Origin of the sequence: Aeromonas sp. SrichE-2G (genome assembly GCF_017939565.1) — a bacterium.
Classification (GTDB): domain Bacteria; phylum Pseudomonadota; class Gammaproteobacteria; order Enterobacterales; family Aeromonadaceae; genus Aeromonas; species Aeromonas taiwanensis.
This window is the reverse complement of the sequence record NZ_JAGKRG010000006.1, coordinates 42,213-59,829: the sequence shown is the minus strand read 5'-3', so window position 1 is coordinate 59,829 and position 17,617 is coordinate 42,213. Positions and strand designations below refer to the sequence as shown.

The following is a 17,617-nucleotide window of genomic DNA, read 5'->3' as shown; positions in this document are numbered from 1 at the left end:
ATTAATCGCAGTTTTGCAACTCAGTCTTGAAAGGAGCGTCTTCACTGGTTGCTGCGGTGTATTTCACGGTGCAGGTATTGCCGCTGGTATTCGCAGGGGCAAAGGTTGACTCGAGAGCAGTTGCGCCAGAAGCGGCGGCCCAGCCGTCCAGAGTCACGGCAGCGGAAATGGTATCAGCGGTCGGGTAGCCATAGATGACCTTGACACCAGTCATCCCGGTCAAGTCTGTACCATCTGCTGCAGATGCCTTTTCCTGTCCATTCAAAGCTGCTTTGCTATAGACCAGATTGGCTGCGCTGGACAATGCAGCCTGCACGCCCTGAGCAGCCGATTTCTTGGCATCATCCTGCAGATTCAGGAACTTGGGTGCGGCGGTGACCGCCAGAATGCCCAGAATGATGATCACGATGACCAGTTCGATCAGGGTGAAACCCGATTGCTTCTTCATTACGTCTTTCCTCGGTTTATCAATTGATATGGGTGGTCACCTGGCCGGAGGCCGGGCGGTAACTGAAACTCATGTAGGCATCCGTGCTCCCTTGCGGGTCCTGATAGCGCCCATCGCTGCCCTTGCTCAGGCTGTTGACCAGATAGTAACGACAGACTGAATCGAGTCCATTGCTGCTCACGGTAGCATAAAACTTGAGGTCATTGCCGCTACCGCGTACCTCGTCGAAGCTGGCGGTCGCCTTGGGCGGATTCTGCAACAGCCCCTCCCAGATATTGAGGCAGCGGGCCGCCGTCAGGCTGGCCGGGTCCACATCGGCGCTGCCACTCGCCGCCGTGTCCATAGGATACCCCGGGGAGAGTTCGCCGTTATTGACCTGGGTGTCGGTTGGCGTCGTCAGGTAAAAACGCGAGCCGTCATAGAGCACGGTGTTGAGCCCATCCTGTTTGGCGCGCCCTTCCGCCTCCCACTGTGCCCGCACCAGGGAGACGCCGGTAGCGAACCCGCCGGAGACCCCCTCCACGCTCGCCTTCTTCGCCTCGTCGGTCACGTCGAGAAAGCGGGGCAAGGCGGTGACGGCCAGGATCCCCAGGATGACGATGACGATCACCAGCTCGATCAGGGAGAAGCCCCCCATCCTGCCGGGGCCCCGACAGGGACTCACTCTCTTTGCTGTCATGCTGCCTCCGTAATGTTGTGCATTATTTCATGCAGATAGAAAAAAATCATGTCGATGAAGTACTTGAGAGGGGGCGCTCAAGGCTTGACCACCCTGCCATCGTGAAAACGGTAGCTCAGCCAGTGCGCCTCCCGGCCGAATTCGCACCCGGATCCATCCCTGCTGGCGAGCCCCTGCCATGACGGCATCCCCTGTTCCTCCGGCCCTATCAGGGCCAGCCACAGCTGGCGGCAGTTCTCGGACGGTGAACCCAGTGGCAGCACCCCCAGCGGCCAGCCCCGCTCGTCGAACTGCCAGGCCAGGCCCTCGGCGTGAAGCACGGCGGGGCGCCGCTCATCGAGCCAGCGCCCGTGCAGCCGTTGGACCCGCTCGGCAAACTGCTCCCCGAGCAGGCTCAGGCTGACCGCCAGCGCCTCTTCCCTGTGGCTGCGATAGCTCATGGCCAGGGTGGCGAGGATGATCAGCAGCAGGGCAAGGGCGACCATCCGCCGATACCCTCCCAGCCAGCGATCATCCAGTTCGGACTGTCTGCTCATCCCTTTACTGTCCTCGCACGGCCCTCATCATGTCCCACATGGGGGTAAAGATCCCCAGGGCCAGGACCAGGACCATGACGGCGACGATGCCGATCAGGATGGGTTCGATGCGGGCGGTGAGGCTCTTGAGGTCATAGTCCACCTCCCGCTCGTAAAACTCGGCCGCCTCGTGCAGCAGCTCGTCCACCTGGCCCGTCTCCTCCCCCACGGCGATCATCTGCATCACCAGGGGAGTGAACAGGCCGCTGGCCCCGGCGGTGCGCAGCAGGCTCTCCCCCCGTTCGATGCCGCCCCGCATGTCGCGGATCCGCCCCGCCATATACGCATTATCCACCGCATCGGCCACCAGGGTGAGCGCCGTGTTCAGCGGTACCCCGGCCTTGAGCATCATGGAGAAGCTGCGGGCGAAGCGGGCCAGCAGGGAGCGCTCTATGATGGAGCCGACGATGGGCAGCCGCAGCTGCCAGCGGTGCCAGGCCAGCTTGCCCCTGGTCGTGGCAATCCAGCGGCGCCAGCCGACGACCGCCCCCACCAGGATGGCCAGCAGCAGCCACCAGTAGTGGACGAAGAAGTGGGAGGTGGCGAGCAGGATCCGGGTCGCCAGCGGCAGCTCGACGCCAAACTTGGCGAACATGTTGGCAAAGACCGGGATCACCATGATGTTGAGGATCACCATGGCGACACCGATGGCGATCATCACGAAGCTGGGGTAGCGCATGGCGGTCTTGATCCGCTTGCGGGTCTCCAGCTCCAGATCGAAATAGTTGGCGAGCTGCAGGAAGGCCTCCTCCAGCTGGCCCGTGTTCTCCCCCACGTGGATGATGGCCACGAAGAGGTTGCTGAACACCCTGGGGTGCGACTGCATCGCGCTCGACAGCGGCCGGCCGTTGCCGAGATCCTCCCCCAGAGCGTGGAGCGCCCGCTTGAGGGGCTTGCTGTGGGCGCTCTCCTCCAGCCCGGCGATGGCGCGCAGTATGGGGATGCCCGCCCGGGTCAGGGCATACATCTGGCGGCTGAACACCACCAGCTCCTCCAGCTTGACGCCCCCCTCCAGCAGCAGGGACCAGTCGATGGACGCCGCTTTCGCCTGGCTGGCTTTCAGCTCGGTGGGCATCACCCCCCGGCGCATCAGCTGCTCGGCGGCCGCCAGCTCGCTGGCCGCCTCCACCACGCCGCTGACGGCCTGGCCCTGATTGTCGCGCCCCTTGTAGGCAAAGCGGCTCATGGGCGACCTCGAACGCCCGGGGGGCTCTGTGATGCACTGCGATGGGTGTGAGTCATGACTTACCCCAGATCCTCCGCCAGCCTGAGCACCTCGTCCACCGAGGTGATCCCCTCCCGGGCATAGTCGAGCGCCGTGAGGGCCAGGGGCCTGTAGTGAGCGTGCTCCCGCGCAGCCCGGGCGAAGCCTTCGGCATCGTTGCGGCGCAGGGCGTCCATCATGGGCTGATCCAGCTCCAGCAGCTCATACACCCCGATCCGGCCCGCATAGCCGGTGAAGTTGCAGCTCTGGCAGCCGCGCCCCTTGCGATAGACGTGCTGGCCCGGCACCTCGCCGCTGAGGGCGCCGAGCCAGGTGGCCTGCCCCTCGTCCGGTGCTGTCTCGCAGGCGCAGTGTTCACACACCCGCCGCACCAGGCGCTGGGCCACCACGGCCCGCAGCGCACTCGCCACCAGGTAGCCTGGCGCCCCCATGTCGATGAGACGCAGGGCGCTGGTGACGGCGTCGTTGGTATGCAGGGTGGTCAGCACCAGGTGACCCGTGATGGCGCCGCGCAGGCCGATCTCCACCGTCTCGTTGTCCCGCATCTCCCCCACCAGAAGGATGTCCGGATCCTGGCGCAGAGTGGAGCGCAGTACCTGGGAGAAGGTGAGCCCTATCTTGGGGTTGACCTGTACCTGGTTGATCCTCGGCAGACGGTATTCCACCGGATCTTCCACCGTGATGATCTTGTGGCTCGCCTGGTTGAGCTCGGAGAGCGCACCATAGAGGGTGGTGGTCTTGCCGCTGCCGGTGGGGCCCGTCACCAGGATCATGCCGTGGGGACGCTTGAGCTGGCGGCGGAAGCGCGCCAGCATGGCCGGCGGCATGCCGGTCTCGACCAGGGAGAGGATGCCGGAGGACTGATCCAGCAGGCGCATCACCACGGACTCGCCGTACTGTACCGGCATGGTGGACATCCGCACATCCACGTCGCGGCCGCGCACCTTCATGTTGAAGCGGCCATCCTGGGGCAGCCGCTTCTCCGAGATGTCGAGCCCCGCCACCAGCTTGAGGCGCAGCACCAGCGCCTGGGCGATGCGCACCTCGCTCAGTATGTTCTCGTGCAGCACGCCGTCTATCCGCTGGCGGATGCGCAGCACCTTCTCGTCCGGCTCGATGTGGATGTCGGAGGCCCCCACCTGCACCGCGTCCTCGAACAGGGAGCGCAGCAGCTTGGCCACCGTCGCCTCTCCCTCGTCGGCACCGGTATTCAGGCCGCTGTTGCCGAGCTCGAAGCCGGTCTCCTGGTGCTCCTCGTGCAGTTGCACCGCGAAGTTCTCTATCTCCCGGGTGCGGCGGTAGAGGCGGTCGAAATACTCCAGCAGCTGCCCTTCCCTGGCCACCGCCAGCACCAGCTCCCGCGGGCTGAGCAGGGCGGCGATGGCGTCGAGGGCGCTCAAGTCGGCGGGGTCCGACATCACCACGGTGACCTTGTCGTCGGTGAGGTTCACCGCCAGCGCCCGGTAGCGGCGCGCCTGCACCTCGGGCAGCAGGGTCACGGCCGAGGCGTCTATGGTTAGGTTGTTGAGATCGAAGAAGGGCACGTCCAGCTGGCGGGCGAGGAAGGTCAGCAGCTGCACCTCGCTGATGAAGCCGAGATCGATGAGGGTGGTGCCCAGCTTGCGGCCGGTGTGACGCTGCTGCTGCAGGGCGAGCTGCAGCTGATCATCCGAGATGATCTGCTCCTGAACCAGCAGGTCGCCGAGGCGCATCTTCAGTCTGGGTTGTGCCATTTACACTCCGAATCGGTTGCTTCACTCCCGCCCTTGGGCCGCCCGACCTGTGCCGGTCGCCCCCGGGTCACGGCGGGTTCTTAGGGGTTCAACTGGGCGATGCGCTGCTCCAGCCACTGGGTCGAGGCCTCGCCCAGCTCGCCGTGCAGCTGGGCGTTGCGATAGGCATCCAGCGCCCGCTGGCGGTGGCCCTGGCCGTCCTCGGCCACGCCGAGCCCCAGCCACCAGCGCCCCTGATCCGGCTGCTGGCGCAGCAGCCTGACGTACAGCTCGGACGCCTGGCCGGACTGGCCCAGCTCCTGGGCGAGCCCGGCCCAGGTGGCGTAGTAGTCGAGGTTGGTGGCCAGCTCGGGCCGATAGCCGGTGAGCCAGTCCAGCGCCTTCTGGCGCTCGCCACCAGCGATGGCCACCCGGGCCAGCAGCAGGCGCAGATCGGCCTGGGCCGGATCCAGGCTCAGCCCCTCCTCCAATACACGAGCCGCCTCCGCCAGCCGCCCCGCCCCGTAGAGCAGGCCCGCCAGCTGTTCGCGCGCGCCCTGATTGTGGGGGTCATGGGCCAGCACCTCGTAGTAGTTGTCCTGGGCTTCCTGCATCTGTCCCTTGGCCATGGCGGTGGTCGCCTTGCGTTCCGCCAGGGCGGCCAGCTCGGAGGGGGAGAGCTCCACCGTCTCGATCTTCAGGATCCCGGGTTTACGCGGGGCCGGGACGGCCGGCGCCGCCTCCTGTGCCTCCTGCTCTGCGGCCAGCTCGGCATAGAGATCCGGCTGCAACTCCTCGTCGCTCGGGATCGCCTCGTCCACCGGCACCTCGTCTACCTGGTTCTCATCCGCCAGATCCTCATCGGCCTGGGCCCCGGACGCCGGCTGGGCCTCGTCGACAGGCGCCTGCGTCTGGGCCGGGATCGACGCCCTCGCGGGGGACGCCGCCAGCACGCTCGTCCCACCCACCGAAGAGGCGCTGGGCACTGCCGTGCTCACCATCGCAGGGAGAGCGGACGAAACGATTGGAGTGACAACCGCAGACGACACCTGGGCCGGAGATGCGACGGCCCGGAGCTCGACCCTCGCCGTTGGCTGGGTGGCCCGCTGGCTCTGCTGCCAGTAGATCCAGGTGCGCCAGCCGAGGATCGCCAGGGCCAGGGTACACAGCAGGGTCAGCACCAGCATCCACCAGCCCTGCTGGCGCACCGGCGCCACGTAGACGGCGCCCTCCTCGGCGCCCGGCTGGCGTCGCTCCAGATCCTTCAACATCTGATTGATCACGCTCATGACCAGACTCCATAGGCCAGGGCGGCCCCCAGCAACAGCAACAGGGGCCACCAGCGGGAGACGCTGCGCACACCGGCATCATCGGTATCGCGGATGGCGAGACGCACCAGGGCGCTGTCGACCCGGCGCACCCCGCGGCCGTAGGCCAGCATCAGGCACTTCTGGGCCAGCACGTTGATGAGCCGGGGGATGCCGCGGGAAGCCCGCCACAGCCGGCGCAGGGCTCGCCCCTCGAACAGCGCAGCCCCGCGATAGCCCGAGACTTGCAGCCGGTATTCCAGATAGGCCCGGGTCTCGTCGAGCCGCAGCGGCCGCAAACGGTAGGAGAAGCCGATGCGCTGGCGCAGCTGGCGCAGATGGGGTTTGCCGAGCCGCTTATCCAGCTCGGGCTGGCCGAACAGCACGATCTGCAGCAGCTTGCTGGATTCGGTCTCCAGGTTGCCAAACAGCCGGATCGCCTCCAGGGTCTCGTCCGGCAGGGCCTGCGCCTCGTCGATGAGCACCACCACCCGGCTTCCCTGCCTGTGCAGGGCGATGAGGTGTCGGTGGATGCGATCCGTGAGATCCAGCTCGCTCTCCCCCGCCAGCGGCAATCCCAGCTCCAGGGCCAGGGCAGTGCGCAGCTCCCCCGGGGTGAGGTGAGGGTTGGGCAGCCAGGCCAGGCGCACCGGGTTCGCCTCCGAGCCCAGCTCGCTCAGCAGCTTGCGACAGAGCAGCGTCTTGCCGGTACCCACCTCGCCGGTCACCTTGATGAAGCCCTCTCCCTGCCCCAGCGCCCAGTTGAGCACCTGCATCGCCTCCTCGTGGGGCGGCAGGCCGTAATAGAAGCCGGTGTTCGGGGTCAGGCCGAAGGGGGCCTCCCGCAGGCCGAAGTGGTTCAGATACATGTTCCCTCCCCGTTCCCGTCAGCCCCAAGACTGGGGGCAGCTGCGGCAACAGGCCGGCGAGATGGCGCTGGCACTATGGGGGTGCGCATCATGGCTTAGCCCTTGGGCGGATACCACTTGTCGAGCAGCTCGGAGGAGCGTTGCAGCTCCTGCTGCCAGGTGTCCTTCTCCACCACGGTCGGCTTGAGCATGATCACCAGCTCCACCTTGCGGTTGCTCTCGCGGCGGTTGGTGAAGGCCTCGCCGACCCAGGGAATGTCCCCGAGCAGGGGCACCTTGCTGACGATCTCCTGCTTGTCGGTCTTCATCAGGCCGCCGATGACCACGATGTCGCCGTTGTTGGCCTGCACCACGGTATCCGACTCGCGGATGGAGCTCTTGGCGAGCGGCAGCACCAGGGGATCGGTGGTGCCGACGTTGATGGTCTTGCTCTGCTCCTCGGTATCGATGACGGAGGGGTGGATGTGCAGCAGCACCCGGCCCTGCTCATCGATCTGCGGCGTCACGTCCAGGGCAATGCCCGAGAAGAAGGGGGTCAGCTCCACGTTCGGGGTGACGATGGGGGCCGAATTGCCCGAGGTGGTGGTGGTGGTCGAGGCGTTGGTGACGAAGTACTCGTCCGTCCCCACCTTGATCACCGCTTTCTGGTTGTTGGTGGCGGTGACGCGCGGGCTCGACAGGGTGTTCACGTCCCCCTGGGTCTTGAGCAGGCTGACCGCCACATTGAAGTTGCCGTCGGAGATGGTGAAGCCGGCACCGCCCCCCAGTGCCCGGAAGATCTGGTTGGGGGTCGAGGCGATCGGGCTGTCGAGCAGGGAGCCGCCCCCCGTGATGCCCTTGCCGCCGTCCCAGCTCGCGGAGAGACCGCTCCAGTCCACCCCCTGTTCGTAACCCTCGTTGAGGGAGACTTCCAGGATCCGTGCCTCCAGCACCACCTGGCGCTTGAGGTGTTCGCCGGACTGTTCCAGGAAATCGCGCACCGCCTTGAGCTCCTTCGGATAGGCGCGCACCGTGACGAGGCCCGCCTGGGGGCTGGTGATGACAGCTCTCCCCTCGCCGCTGCCGATCAGGGTCTGCAGGGCATCCCGCAGATCGGTCCAGTAGTCGTTGTTGCTGTCCGTCTCGATCCGTGTGCCGTTGCTGTTGCCGTTACCGTTGTTGCCGTTGTCGAAGCTGTTGCTGTTGTTGTTGCTGCCGCTATTGTTCAGGCCGTTGTCGAAGTTGTTGTTATTGCCGTTGTCATTGTTGTCGTTGGCCGTCACCCCGCCGGTGCTCACCGAGGTGCGAGAGAGGCCGCGTCTGGCCATCATCAGGTAGTTGACCGGGATGGTCTCGGTGCGCAGGCCCGCCGGATAGACGTGGAAGACGTTGCCCTTGCGCTGCACGTCGAAGCCGTACATGTCCCCCACCGTGGCCAGCGCCTCCTGCAGGGTCACGTCTTTCAATTCCACCGAGATGACGCCCGCCACCCCGGGGTGGACGGCGACGCTGTAGCGGGAGCCCTTGAACAGGGAGCCGAAAAATTCCACCGCATCCACGTCGTGGGCCGCGATGCGCATCCGCTTCTCGGGCACGCTCAGGGGCTGCTGGGGACGGTTGAGCTGCAGCAGTTCGCTCTGCACCGAGGGAGGCAGGGTGGTCAGCGGGGCGGTCGGGGTCTGCTCGCTCATGGCCTGCTTGATCGCATCCTTGGCCTGTACCGGCTCGGGATGACGATAGGTAGTGCAACCCGCCACCGCCAGTGCGAGGGGAAGCAGACAAAAAGGGTGTTTTTTCATGTTATTCGTGCACCTGACTCGCAATGAAACTCGACACATCTGGCCCGCAGCATCCCGCGCGGCAACCACTTCACATCCGGATCTTGCTGCCAAACAGGGTCAGTGTCTGGCGCTTGCCCGCCTTCTCCAGCACCACGCTGTCGGCGCTGATGCCCACCAGCCGGAACCCGTTGACCTGCTGGCCCACCCGGTAGCTCTGGCCGTTCAGCACCGCCAGGGCAGGCCCGTTGCCCAGGATGACGCTCTGCAGACGGGGCAGGCCGGCCTCCCTGGTCGCGTTCGCCGCCGGCACCGAACCGGCCAGGGGGGTGGTGGGATCCTGCAACACCTCGGCCTGGGCCAGCGATCCCAGCAGGCAGCCCCACAGGGCCAGCCAGCGGCAGGACGAGAGCGCGAAAACGCGGGATCCCGTCCCGCCGATACGCCACTTAACCACGGATAAACTCCTTGCTGGTGCTGAGGGTGTAGATCTCCATCTCCACCACCGCCTTGGGGTGCTCGACCACCCTGTAGTCGAAGCCCTTCCAGTAGAAGTGGCGAGGCAGGGCCTCCAGCGCCTTGAGGTACTGGTAGACGTCGAAATAGCCCCCCTCCAGCTGAAGCCGGATCCCGTGCCGGAACAGGTTGGCCTTCTGCTGCCCGGCCATCAGCGGCTCGGGTTTGAGGGTGGTGAGCGCCAGCATATGCAGGTTGGCGGAGCGAGACAACAGGGCCTCCAGCACCGCCGGCATCTCCCGGGCCGGGATCAGATCCACCGTCTGGGCCTGCAGCCTGGCATCCAGCTGGGCCAGGGAGGCCTCCACACTGGCCAGCTGCTCCCGGGCGCGGGCGTTGGGATCCCGCCCCAGCCGGGCCTGCTTGCCCTGGTTCTCCAGGGTCAGGATCTCCAGATCCCGCTCGGCTGCGGTCAACGCCTGCCGTGCCTGGTTCAGGCGGGTATCGGCGGCATCCAGCCAGCCATAGACGCCGGCGGCGCCCAGCAGGATCACCCCGGTCAGCAGGATCAGGACCCGCTCCCGCAGGCTGAGGGCGGCGACCCGCGTCGCCCATGCCTGCCACTGTGCCTTCATCTCCATCAAGGGGTCTCCCGCGCTATGCCGCTGAGCTGGAAGGCCAGCTGGCCCTGCTTGTCCCGGCTCAGGGTGAGCTCGCCAAACTCCTTGCCCGCCAGGGAGGACGTCTGCTTGAAGCGGTTCACCCAGGCGGGCACATCCTGGCTGCGTTCGGCCACCCCGGAGAGGTTGATCCGCCCCTCGCTTATCTCTATCCGCTGCAGGGAGAGACGGGCATCCCGCAGGCGGGCCAGATCCGCCATCACGCCGGCGTACCCCCGGGATTTTTGCAGGGAGAGGTCGCCGAGCTGCTGCATCAGCGCCTGCTTGGCCCCCAGTTCTTCCCGCTTGTCGGCCAGTTGCTGCTGCAACCTGGCGTCCGCCTGGTGGCGTGCCAGCTCGCCGTCGAGCCGTGCCGCCTCGCCGCGCTGCACGTCGAGCTGCGCCCGCAGTTGGGCCAGCTCGCGATCGACGCCCCGCTGCTGCCAGCCATAGGCCAGGGTGACCGCGGCCAGCACCAGCAGAACGGCTCCCCATACCAGGCTCATCTGGGAGAGGCTGGCCCACAGGCGCCTTGGCCGGAATTCGGCCCCATAGAGGTTGATATGATGCTTCATCGCTCGCTCCTGCCCAGGGCCGCGCCATAGGCGCAGAGGTATTCAACCCCCGCGAGGACCGCCTTGTTGGCCATGGCGGAGACCGGGAAGCCGAAGGCCTGCTCCAGGTGGCGGACCAGCAGCCCGATGGCGGAAGAGGCGATGGCGAGTTGCAGCTGGCCCGGCTCCGGCAGCTTGAGGTGGCCGGCCAGGTAGTCGATGGAGCGCTGGAGCTCCAGCGCCAGCCCGTCGAGCTGTTCGATGTCGGGCTCACGGGGGCCAGTGAGGGCGGCAAAGCCGCGCAACTGGCGGGAGAAGCAGAGCCCGCCCCGGTGGAAGACCAGCAGTTGCAGCTCCTGCCCCCTGGGTTGCCAGAGCAGCATGCGCACCGTCTGATCCTCCTCGTAGAGGGCCGTCATGGCCAGCTCGTCGCTGATGATGGCGTCCAGGGTGGCCACGCCCTTGACCGCGTCCGCCACCAGCTGGATCCGGCTCTTCGGCACGCAGATCACGTTGATCCTCGGGCTGCCCGCGGGGGGAGTCGGCAGATCCACGTAATCCATGGCGAGCTGCAGCACAGGCTCGTTGACGAAGTCCTTCACGGCCCAGGGCAGAGCCCCCGCCATCTCGGCATCGGGCACGGCGGGCTTGTCGATCTGGATCTGCTGATAAAGGCTGGCCCCGAGGGCCACCCGCACCTTAGACTTGGCCAGACCGTGCTGGGCGAACAGCTCCGTCGTGGCCCTGGCCCATTCGTGGGGACCATTGACGGCGCGACTGGTGAACACGGGCGCGGATCCCGGACAGGCCAGCAGGATGCGATCGCTGGCCAGCAGGAGTCCGACCTGATGGCTGGGAGGCGAGCGTCTGAACAATGATTTCATCTGGACCTGCACCTGGCGGTATGAAACGGATTAAACCTTAACATAAACAGGCGATTAGCCTCCAACTTTATGACAGACGATGCCTTGAAGGACGAGGGGGCGCCCTCCGGATGCAATCCGATTGAACCTCTGCAACTTCCCTCCCCCCTGCACCGGATCCACCACCCGCTGCTGACGGCCCATGGGGTCACGCTCTGGTGCAAACGGGACGATCTCATTCACCCGAGCCTGTCCGGCAACAAGTGGCGCAAGCTCAAGTACCATCTGCAGCAAGCCCGGGCACAGGGCAAGACCCACATACTGTCGTTTGGCGGTGCCTACTCCAATCACATCCACGCCCTGGCGGCGGCAGGGTGCAGATTGGGGCTGCGCACAACAGGCATCATACGCGGCGAAGCCGCCAGCGTCAGCAACGCGACCCTGAGCGCCGCCAGAGGCTGGGGAATGGATCTCGTTTTTGTCGATCGCCAGAACTACCGGCGCCGCCAGGATCCCGCCTGGCTGGCCCAGTTCGAGGATGCCGACACCCTGATAGTCCCGGAGGGGGGGAGCAGCCCGCTGGCCCTCCCCGGGGTGGCTGAACTGGTGGACGAGCTGCCCTTCTCGCCGGATCTCTGGGTGTTGCCCTGCGCCAGCGGCGGCACCCTGGCAGGGCTCATCGCGGGCAAGCGTGAACGGGAGCGGATCCTGGCCATCGCCGTGATAAAGGGGGGAACCCAGCTGCGTGACGAGGTGTGCCGGCTCCATCCCGGGGCGGCCACCACGGAGGGTTGGCGCATCGCCCTGGATCACCACGACGGCGGCTACGCCAGGTTCAGCCCGGCGCTCTGGCAGTGGGTGCAGGCGTTCAGCGCCGAGACCGGCCTGCCGCTCGAACCCATCTACAGCGGCAAGGCGATGTGGGGACTGTTTAGGGAGCTGGAGGCCGGCCGCATCCCCCGCGGCAGCGAGGTGGTCTTCCTCCACACCGGCGGCCTGCAAGGGCTGGCGGGGCTGCGGGAACAGGGACGCCTGTAGTCGTCCTCCCTGTTGTCGCCCCGCCGGGCGGTCAGACGGACATGGTGAGCGGCGCGGGCTCGGCGAACCAGGGCCCCTGCCCCGCGTGCACCCCGAGGTGGCGCAGCATCTTCCACTCGTCGCCGCTCTCCACCCCCACTGCTATCACCCGGGTCTGGGTGTTGGCGCAACCCCCCACCAGGCTGCGCACCGCCATCTGGTTGACCTGGCGCAGGTGGATCTCCCGCACCAGGCTGGGATGCAGCTTGAGGAAGTGGATCTCGAACTCCTTGATGTACTGGGTGCTCACCACGTCCTGGCCCGCGTGATCGATGGCCAGCCTGCAACCCAGCATGCGCAGCGCCCGCAGCGGTCGCTTGAGCGCCTCGTAGTGGCGGGTCACCTGGGATTCCGACAACTGCAGGATCAGCCCCTCGTTGGTGCTGCGTGGCAGCTGGAACAGCTCGAAGAAGAGCTCGCGCTGGAACTCCCGGTTGAGCAGGTTCTGGGCGCTGAGGGAGAGGCTGACGGGGCAGCTCGACGCCGGCCGCTGGCGCAGCAGGCGCAGGGTGCTGGCGATCACCAGCCGGTCCAGCGGCAGCAGGAGCCCGGCCTTCTCCGCCATGGGCATGAAGACCCCCGCCTGCAACTCCCGCCCCTGCTCGTCGTGGATGCGGATCAGCAGCTCCTGCTGCAGCACCACCTGATCCCGCTCCTGCTGTACCGGCTGCAGGTAGAAGGAGATCCCCTGCTCCTCGATACGCCGGGAGATCAGGGTACGCCAGCGCACCGTCCCCTTGTTGCTCGCCTCCTCGTTGAGGGACTTCTCGAACAGGAACCAGCCGCTGTGCCCCTGCAGGCGCGCGCTCTTGAGCGCCAGCTCGGCCTCCTCCTGCACCTTGAGCAGGGAATCGTCCGCCTGATAGCAGACGGCCCCCAGATAGACGGCCGTCTCCACATTGACCGACTCCGGCCAGTGCAGACGCTGCAGGCTCTTGAGCAACTGGCTGGCGCCGTCCACCATCTCGCTCTCGGACATGTTGGGCAGCAGCACCGCAAAGACCTGGCCGGCATAGCGGGCCTGCAGAGCGCCGCTGTGCTTGCGCACGAAGGTACCGATGGAGGCACTCGCCTCCATCAGCAGATCCTGGCTCGGGCGACTGCTGAGCTCGGGATCCAGCTCCTCCAGACCGGCCAGCTCGATCAGCAGCACACCGCCACTGATCACGCTCGCCTCCATGATGGCGCTTTCCAGCCGGTTGTCGAAGAAGAGGCGGTTGCCGATGCCCGTCGTCTTGTCGACGAAGGCGTTGCTGCGGATGAAGTTGTCGAACCGGCTGCGCTCCTTGCGGGCGTCCGCCAGCTCGGCCAGCAGGTAGTCGAGGGCCTGGCTGGCGGGAGCCGGCCACTCCTCGGCGGGATCATGGGCCAGCTTGGTGAGCTTGCCGTCCAGGATCAGCTGGGCGCGATCCGCCAGCAGCTCGGCGCCGCGCAGCTGCTGGCGCAACCAGCGGATGGAGTACCAGAGCCCGAACACCACGATGAAGACCCCGAAGGAGATGCCGAACATGGCCCGCATGGAGTACTCGAACTCCTTGAACGGCCTGTCCAGCTTGAACTCGGCCCGCATGCCGGCCTGGTTCGGGATCGCCTTGCTGTAGGGGATCAGCAGGCTCTCGTCCGTCTGCTGCTGCACGTCGCGAAACCAGTAGACCCGCTGCTTGTCCTGGCGGATCTCCAGCTCGACCACGTGGGAGGCGCGCAGCAGGGAGGGCAGCCAGCGGGCCAGGGCCTGCTGGTCGTCGGTCACCCCGAGCTGCTTGTCGATGATTTCCACCAGGGAGTCGACCCGGTTCTGCTGCAGCTCCATCCCCATCTGGCGGAAACTGAAGACCCCCCCCAGCATCACCATGGCCATGGCCGAGATCACGCACAGGGTAATAAAGGAGACGAGTTGAGTGGTCAGTTTCATGTGCCTTTCCGTAGCCGACAGCATCCATTGACCCTCATGGTATCAGCCTTGGCCAAAGGGCGCCTATGGATGAAGATCCCGCTTCTGCAAATAAGCGATGGCAGGCGTCAGACCGCTGCGCCACGGCGTGCGGGAAAAATGGGGAACGGGAGCGAAATCAGGAAGAAAGGAGGTGACAAACGGGCAGAAAAATGGTCCCACTATGGGGACCAAAAGAAACACTCATATCAAAACTAACACTCTGTGCTACTGACAAAAATAGATACAGGAGTATTGAACACACGGTGAGTCAAACCGCACTGCTACTCTAGCCATTTCAGATAAGCTGGACAATTGTCATTTATGACAGGTCAGCGATTGAATCTTCACCGCTCGCTTTGTCATATTGGTTGTTTATCAAGGAATTAGCATTTTTGTTCCAAGTGTGACCGATTCGACTCAAATCGATGTAGCTAATGTTATGCTGGTTGAGCCTCAATCGAGTGACCTTGTTTCATGGAAGAAGGGTTTCCCTATGTCGACACGCTCTCCGTTATGGATTTCTTTGGGGCTGTTCTGTGCCCCCCTCCTCCTGATGCTGCTTCTCAGCCCCCTGCTGACCGACTGGCTGGCTCGCCACCTGCTCGAGTCGAAGGGAATGGAGCTGGCGGAGTTCCAGAAGGAACGCACCCGGATACTGGATCACCATGTGCCCCTCCAGCTGGATCGCTTCGTCTTTGACTGCGGCCCCAAGGACATGGCCCTGCTGAGAGAACCGGAATATTACAACCGCCATATCCGCCTGGCCGGCCTGCAACTGGCCAATGGGACGGGCTGCTCGACCCTGGGGCTTGCAGTCCCCCTGCTGTCCGGTGCGACTATGCCTACCGACCCGGGTCTCCACTTCACCAGTACAGTCCCCATGTTCGACACCGAGCGAGAGACACTGGTCTACGGGAAGCGCGACAATAACCTGGCCTTCTGGGTCCTCGACAGCAGCTGGAGCCATGAGTTGCTGCGCACTCCATGCGACGACTGCTTCTACCTCGAATTCAACCACAAGGATCCGGCCCGGGCCGGGCTCTACTTCCCCCGGGGCAACAAGCACATACGGGAAGAGGCAAACGCCATCCGCGTGACCAGCATGGACGAGCTCCATCGGGTGGAGCAAGACCTGTGGGCGGGCAAGGCGTTGCACGACTATGCGAGAGGCCAGGTTCGCCATGACGGCCTCTGGTTCGGCGGAGCCCTGGGGCTGCTGCTGGTCGCCGCCTACTGGGGGCTGCGCAACTACCGGCGCTCCCTCAAGGGCCTGCTGCAGGCCGGGCTGGCACGCAAGGAGTTCATCCCCTTCTACCAGCCCGTGGTGGACAGCCGTACCCGGCAGGTGGTGGGGTTCGAGGCCCTGCTACGCTGGCAGCGGGGGGGCGGCCTGGTCCCCCCAGGGGCCTTCATCGGTTATGCGGAGGAGCAGGGGCTGATCCTGCCCATGACCAGCCAGTTGCTGGAGAAAGTGATCGCCGATCTGCCCAAGCTCGCCGACGGACAGTGGGTCAGCGTCAACATAGTGGCCACCCACCTCGAGCACCCCCACCTGCGCGAGCTGCTGCAGCAGAACGACTGGCCCTCCCCCATCAGGCTGACCTTCGAGTTCACGGAGCGTGAGCCCATCAAGGATATAAAGACCGCCATGGGGGAGATCACCACGCTGCAGGAGAAGGGGTATCACATCAAGCTGGACGATTTTGGCACCGGCTATGGCGGCTTTGCCTACCTGCAGCGCCTCGGCATCCGCCAGATCAAGATCGACAAGATGTTCGTCGACACCATAGGCACGGACGATCTCAAGCGCAGTGTGCTGGACGCCATCATCGCCTTCGGCCGCAAGTCGGGTATGGAGATGATCGCCGAAGGGGTCGAGACCCAGGCCCAGGTCGACTATCTGAGCGAGCATGGCGTGTATCTCATCCAGGGTTATGTCTATGCCAAACCCATGTCCCTCAGCCAGTTGAAGATCTGGCAGATGGCCTGGAGTCAGAGCCGCGCGAGCACCTGATGGCGGCGCCGGATCCAGGTGACGGGTCCGGCGTCCTCGTGATTTGTAACAAAATGATTTTCCCCTGAACGGACAACAGCCTTTATCATCTGCGGGTGCGTCACGCCGGTGACGACGCCAAGTCGCTCCATACCCTGTCGGCCACCGCCGCCCCGAGATGAGAACCACTGCCTATGAAGTCATTTATCCGCCAAGAGATTGCCCTGCCCGCCGGCCTGCTGACCCTGCTCTTCTTCAAGACGCTCGGCAGCGAGCTGCTGACGGAGGCAACCCCCCTTGCGGTGTACCTGCCGGTGTCGCTGCTCCTGCTGGCCGTCGTCACCTGGGCCATCTTCTCCGTCGTCCGTCACTCCGATGCCCTTGCCATCAAGCTCGGCGAACCTTTCGGCACCCTGATCCTCACCCTGTCAGTCATCTCCCTGGAGGTGGTGATGATCTCCTCCGTCATGCTGACCGGCGAGCCCAACCCCACCATGGCCCGTGACACCATGTTTGCGGTGGTGATGCTGGTGACCAACGGCCTGGTGGGCTTCACCCTGCTGTTTGGCGGCTGGCGCTACCACACCCAGAACTTCAATCTGGACGGGGTCAAATCCTATCTGGTGGCCATCATTCCCCTGGCCCTGCTCTGCCTGGTGCTGCCGAACTTCACCCAGGGGGGCTCCCAGGGCGGCCTGTCCGGCGCCATGTCCTGGATGCTGATCATCATCTCGCTGCTGCTCTACGGCGTCTTCCTGCTGATCCAGACTCGCAGCCACAGCCACTTTTTCGTCGACAGCGACCACGAGGATCACGAGGAGCACCACGGCCCCCTGCAGAGCAACGTCTATCACACCCTGCTGCTGCTGGCCTACCTGGTGGTGGTGATCCTGCTGGCCAAGACGCTGGCCATCCCCATCAATCACGGTGTCCATGTGATGGAGGCCCCGGCGGCCCTGGGTGGCTTCATCGTCGCCTGTATCGTGCTGGCGCCGGAGGCGGTCGGCGCAATCAAGGCGGCCTTCAACAACCAGCTGCAGCGCGCCATGAACCTCTACTTCGGCTCCGTGCTGGCCACCATCGCCCTCACCGTTCCCTCGGTGCTCTTCATCGGCTCCCTGGTGGGCCACGACGTGCGCCTCGGCCTATCCCCGGCCGACATGGTACTGCTCGTCACCACCCTCATGGTGTGCAAGGTGACCTTCAGCAGCGGCCGCACTCACGCCCTGCACGGCGCCACCCATCTGGTGCTCTTCGTGGTCTACCTGTTCCTGATGTTCGAACATGGCTAACGGCGCCAACTCTTCATGGTGCTCTTCGTGGTCTACCTGTTCCTGATGTTCGAGCATGGCTAACGGCGCCAACTCTTCATGGTGCCCTTCACGGCCCACCGGTGCCTGATATTCGAACACGGATAACAGTGTCCGCAGCTGGTCAGCCCGCTCCCGATGGCCAAGGACAGGAGCGGCACCCAAAGCCCAGAAATAAAAAGACCGCCCCATGGGCGGTC

16 protein-coding genes are annotated in these 17,617 nt (G+C 65.1%); 3 read left to right on the top strand and 13 right to left on the bottom strand.

What is annotated here, in order from left to right:
• Position 1: 1 nt before the first annotated feature.
• From J9885_RS10130 to J9885_RS10075, 12 genes are all read right to left on the bottom strand, one after another.
• Positions 2 to 448: a prepilin-type N-terminal cleavage/methylation domain-containing protein gene (locus J9885_RS10130; protein ID WP_134696233.1), complete on the bottom strand. Its 447-nt coding sequence runs from the start codon at positions 446 to 448 to the stop codon at positions 2 to 4.
• Between the two features lie 19 nt (positions 449 to 467).
• The gene (locus J9885_RS10125) at positions 468 to 1,127 is read right to left on the bottom strand and encodes a prepilin-type N-terminal cleavage/methylation domain-containing protein (protein ID WP_043756885.1); all 660 of its coding nucleotides are present in this window, start codon (positions 1,125 to 1,127) and stop codon (positions 468 to 470) included.
• 77 nt (positions 1,128 to 1,204) lie between these two features.
• Positions 1,205 to 1,663, bottom strand: a complete 459-nt coding sequence (locus J9885_RS10120) for a hypothetical protein (protein ID WP_210549264.1) — start codon at positions 1,661 to 1,663, stop codon at positions 1,205 to 1,207.
• A 4-nt stretch (positions 1,664 to 1,667) separates the two neighbouring features.
• Positions 1,668 to 2,888, bottom strand: coding sequence for a type II secretion system F family protein (locus J9885_RS10115; protein WP_134696235.1), 1,221 nt, complete (start codon positions 2,886 to 2,888; stop codon positions 1,668 to 1,670).
• A gap of 59 nt (positions 2,889 to 2,947) precedes the next feature.
• Positions 2,948 to 4,660: an MSHA fimbrial ATPase MshE gene (gene mshE, locus J9885_RS10110; protein ID WP_210549262.1), complete on the bottom strand. Its 1,713-nt coding sequence runs from the start codon at positions 4,658 to 4,660 to the stop codon at positions 2,948 to 2,950.
• Between the two features lie 80 nt (positions 4,661 to 4,740).
• Entirely contained in the window at positions 4,741 to 5,928 is a 1,188-nt protein-coding gene (locus tag J9885_RS10105) for a tetratricopeptide repeat protein (RefSeq protein ID WP_210549260.1), read from the bottom strand.
• Positions 5,925 to 6,815 (bottom strand): AAA family ATPase, encoded by an 891-nt coding sequence (locus J9885_RS10100; protein WP_043756868.1) that lies wholly within the window; start codon positions 6,813 to 6,815, stop codon positions 5,925 to 5,927. Before J9885_RS10100 ends, J9885_RS10105 begins: the two co-directional genes overlap by 4 nt.
• A 95-nt stretch (positions 6,816 to 6,910) precedes the next feature.
• Positions 6,911 to 8,593, bottom strand: a complete 1,683-nt coding sequence (gene mshL, locus J9885_RS10095) for a pilus (MSHA type) biogenesis protein MshL (protein ID WP_134696239.1) — start codon at positions 8,591 to 8,593, stop codon at positions 6,911 to 6,913.
• 70 nt (positions 8,594 to 8,663) lie between these two features.
• Complete coding sequence (locus tag J9885_RS10090) at positions 8,664 to 8,966, bottom strand: MSHA biogenesis protein MshK (protein WP_210549528.1); 303 nt, start codon at positions 8,964 to 8,966, stop codon at positions 8,664 to 8,666.
• Between the two features lie 55 nt (positions 8,967 to 9,021).
• Positions 9,022 to 9,669, bottom strand: a complete 648-nt coding sequence (gene pilO / locus J9885_RS10085; protein WP_210549258.1) for a type 4a pilus biogenesis protein PilO — start codon at positions 9,667 to 9,669, stop codon at positions 9,022 to 9,024.
• Positions 9,669 to 10,262, bottom strand: a complete 594-nt coding sequence (locus tag J9885_RS10080) for a PilN domain-containing protein (RefSeq protein WP_210549255.1) — start codon at positions 10,260 to 10,262, stop codon at positions 9,669 to 9,671. The genes pilO and J9885_RS10080 overlap by 1 nt, the downstream gene beginning before the upstream one ends.
• Complete coding sequence (locus tag J9885_RS10075) at positions 10,259 to 11,125, bottom strand: MSHA biogenesis protein MshI (RefSeq protein WP_210549254.1); 867 nt, start codon at positions 11,123 to 11,125, stop codon at positions 10,259 to 10,261. The genes J9885_RS10080 and J9885_RS10075 overlap by 4 nt, the downstream gene beginning before the upstream one ends.
• A 69-nt stretch (positions 11,126 to 11,194) precedes the next feature.
• Here J9885_RS10075 and J9885_RS10070 point away from each other — a divergent pair, with 69 nt between their 5' ends.
• Positions 11,195 to 12,142: a pyridoxal-phosphate dependent enzyme gene (locus J9885_RS10070; protein WP_210549252.1), complete on the top strand. Its 948-nt coding sequence runs from the start codon at positions 11,195 to 11,197 to the stop codon at positions 12,140 to 12,142.
• 31 nt (positions 12,143 to 12,173) lie between these two features.
• Here J9885_RS10070 and J9885_RS10065 read toward each other — a convergent pair whose 3' ends face one another.
• Positions 12,174 to 14,093, bottom strand: a complete 1,920-nt coding sequence (locus J9885_RS10065) for an EAL domain-containing protein (protein ID WP_210549250.1) — start codon at positions 14,091 to 14,093, stop codon at positions 12,174 to 12,176.
• A gap of 514 nt (positions 14,094 to 14,607) precedes the next feature.
• Here J9885_RS10065 and J9885_RS10060 point away from each other — a divergent pair.
• The gene (locus tag J9885_RS10060) at positions 14,608 to 16,128 is read left to right on the top strand and encodes an EAL domain-containing protein (RefSeq protein ID WP_210549248.1); all 1,521 of its coding nucleotides are present in this window, start codon (positions 14,608 to 14,610) and stop codon (positions 16,126 to 16,128) included.
• A gap of 173 nt (positions 16,129 to 16,301) precedes the next feature.
• Positions 16,302 to 17,399 carry a calcium:proton antiporter gene (locus J9885_RS10055; RefSeq protein ID WP_210549246.1) on the top strand — a complete coding sequence of 366 codons (1,098 nt, stop codon included), beginning with the start codon at positions 16,302 to 16,304 and terminating at the stop codon, positions 17,397 to 17,399.
• Positions 17,400 to 17,617 lie beyond the last annotated feature (218 nt).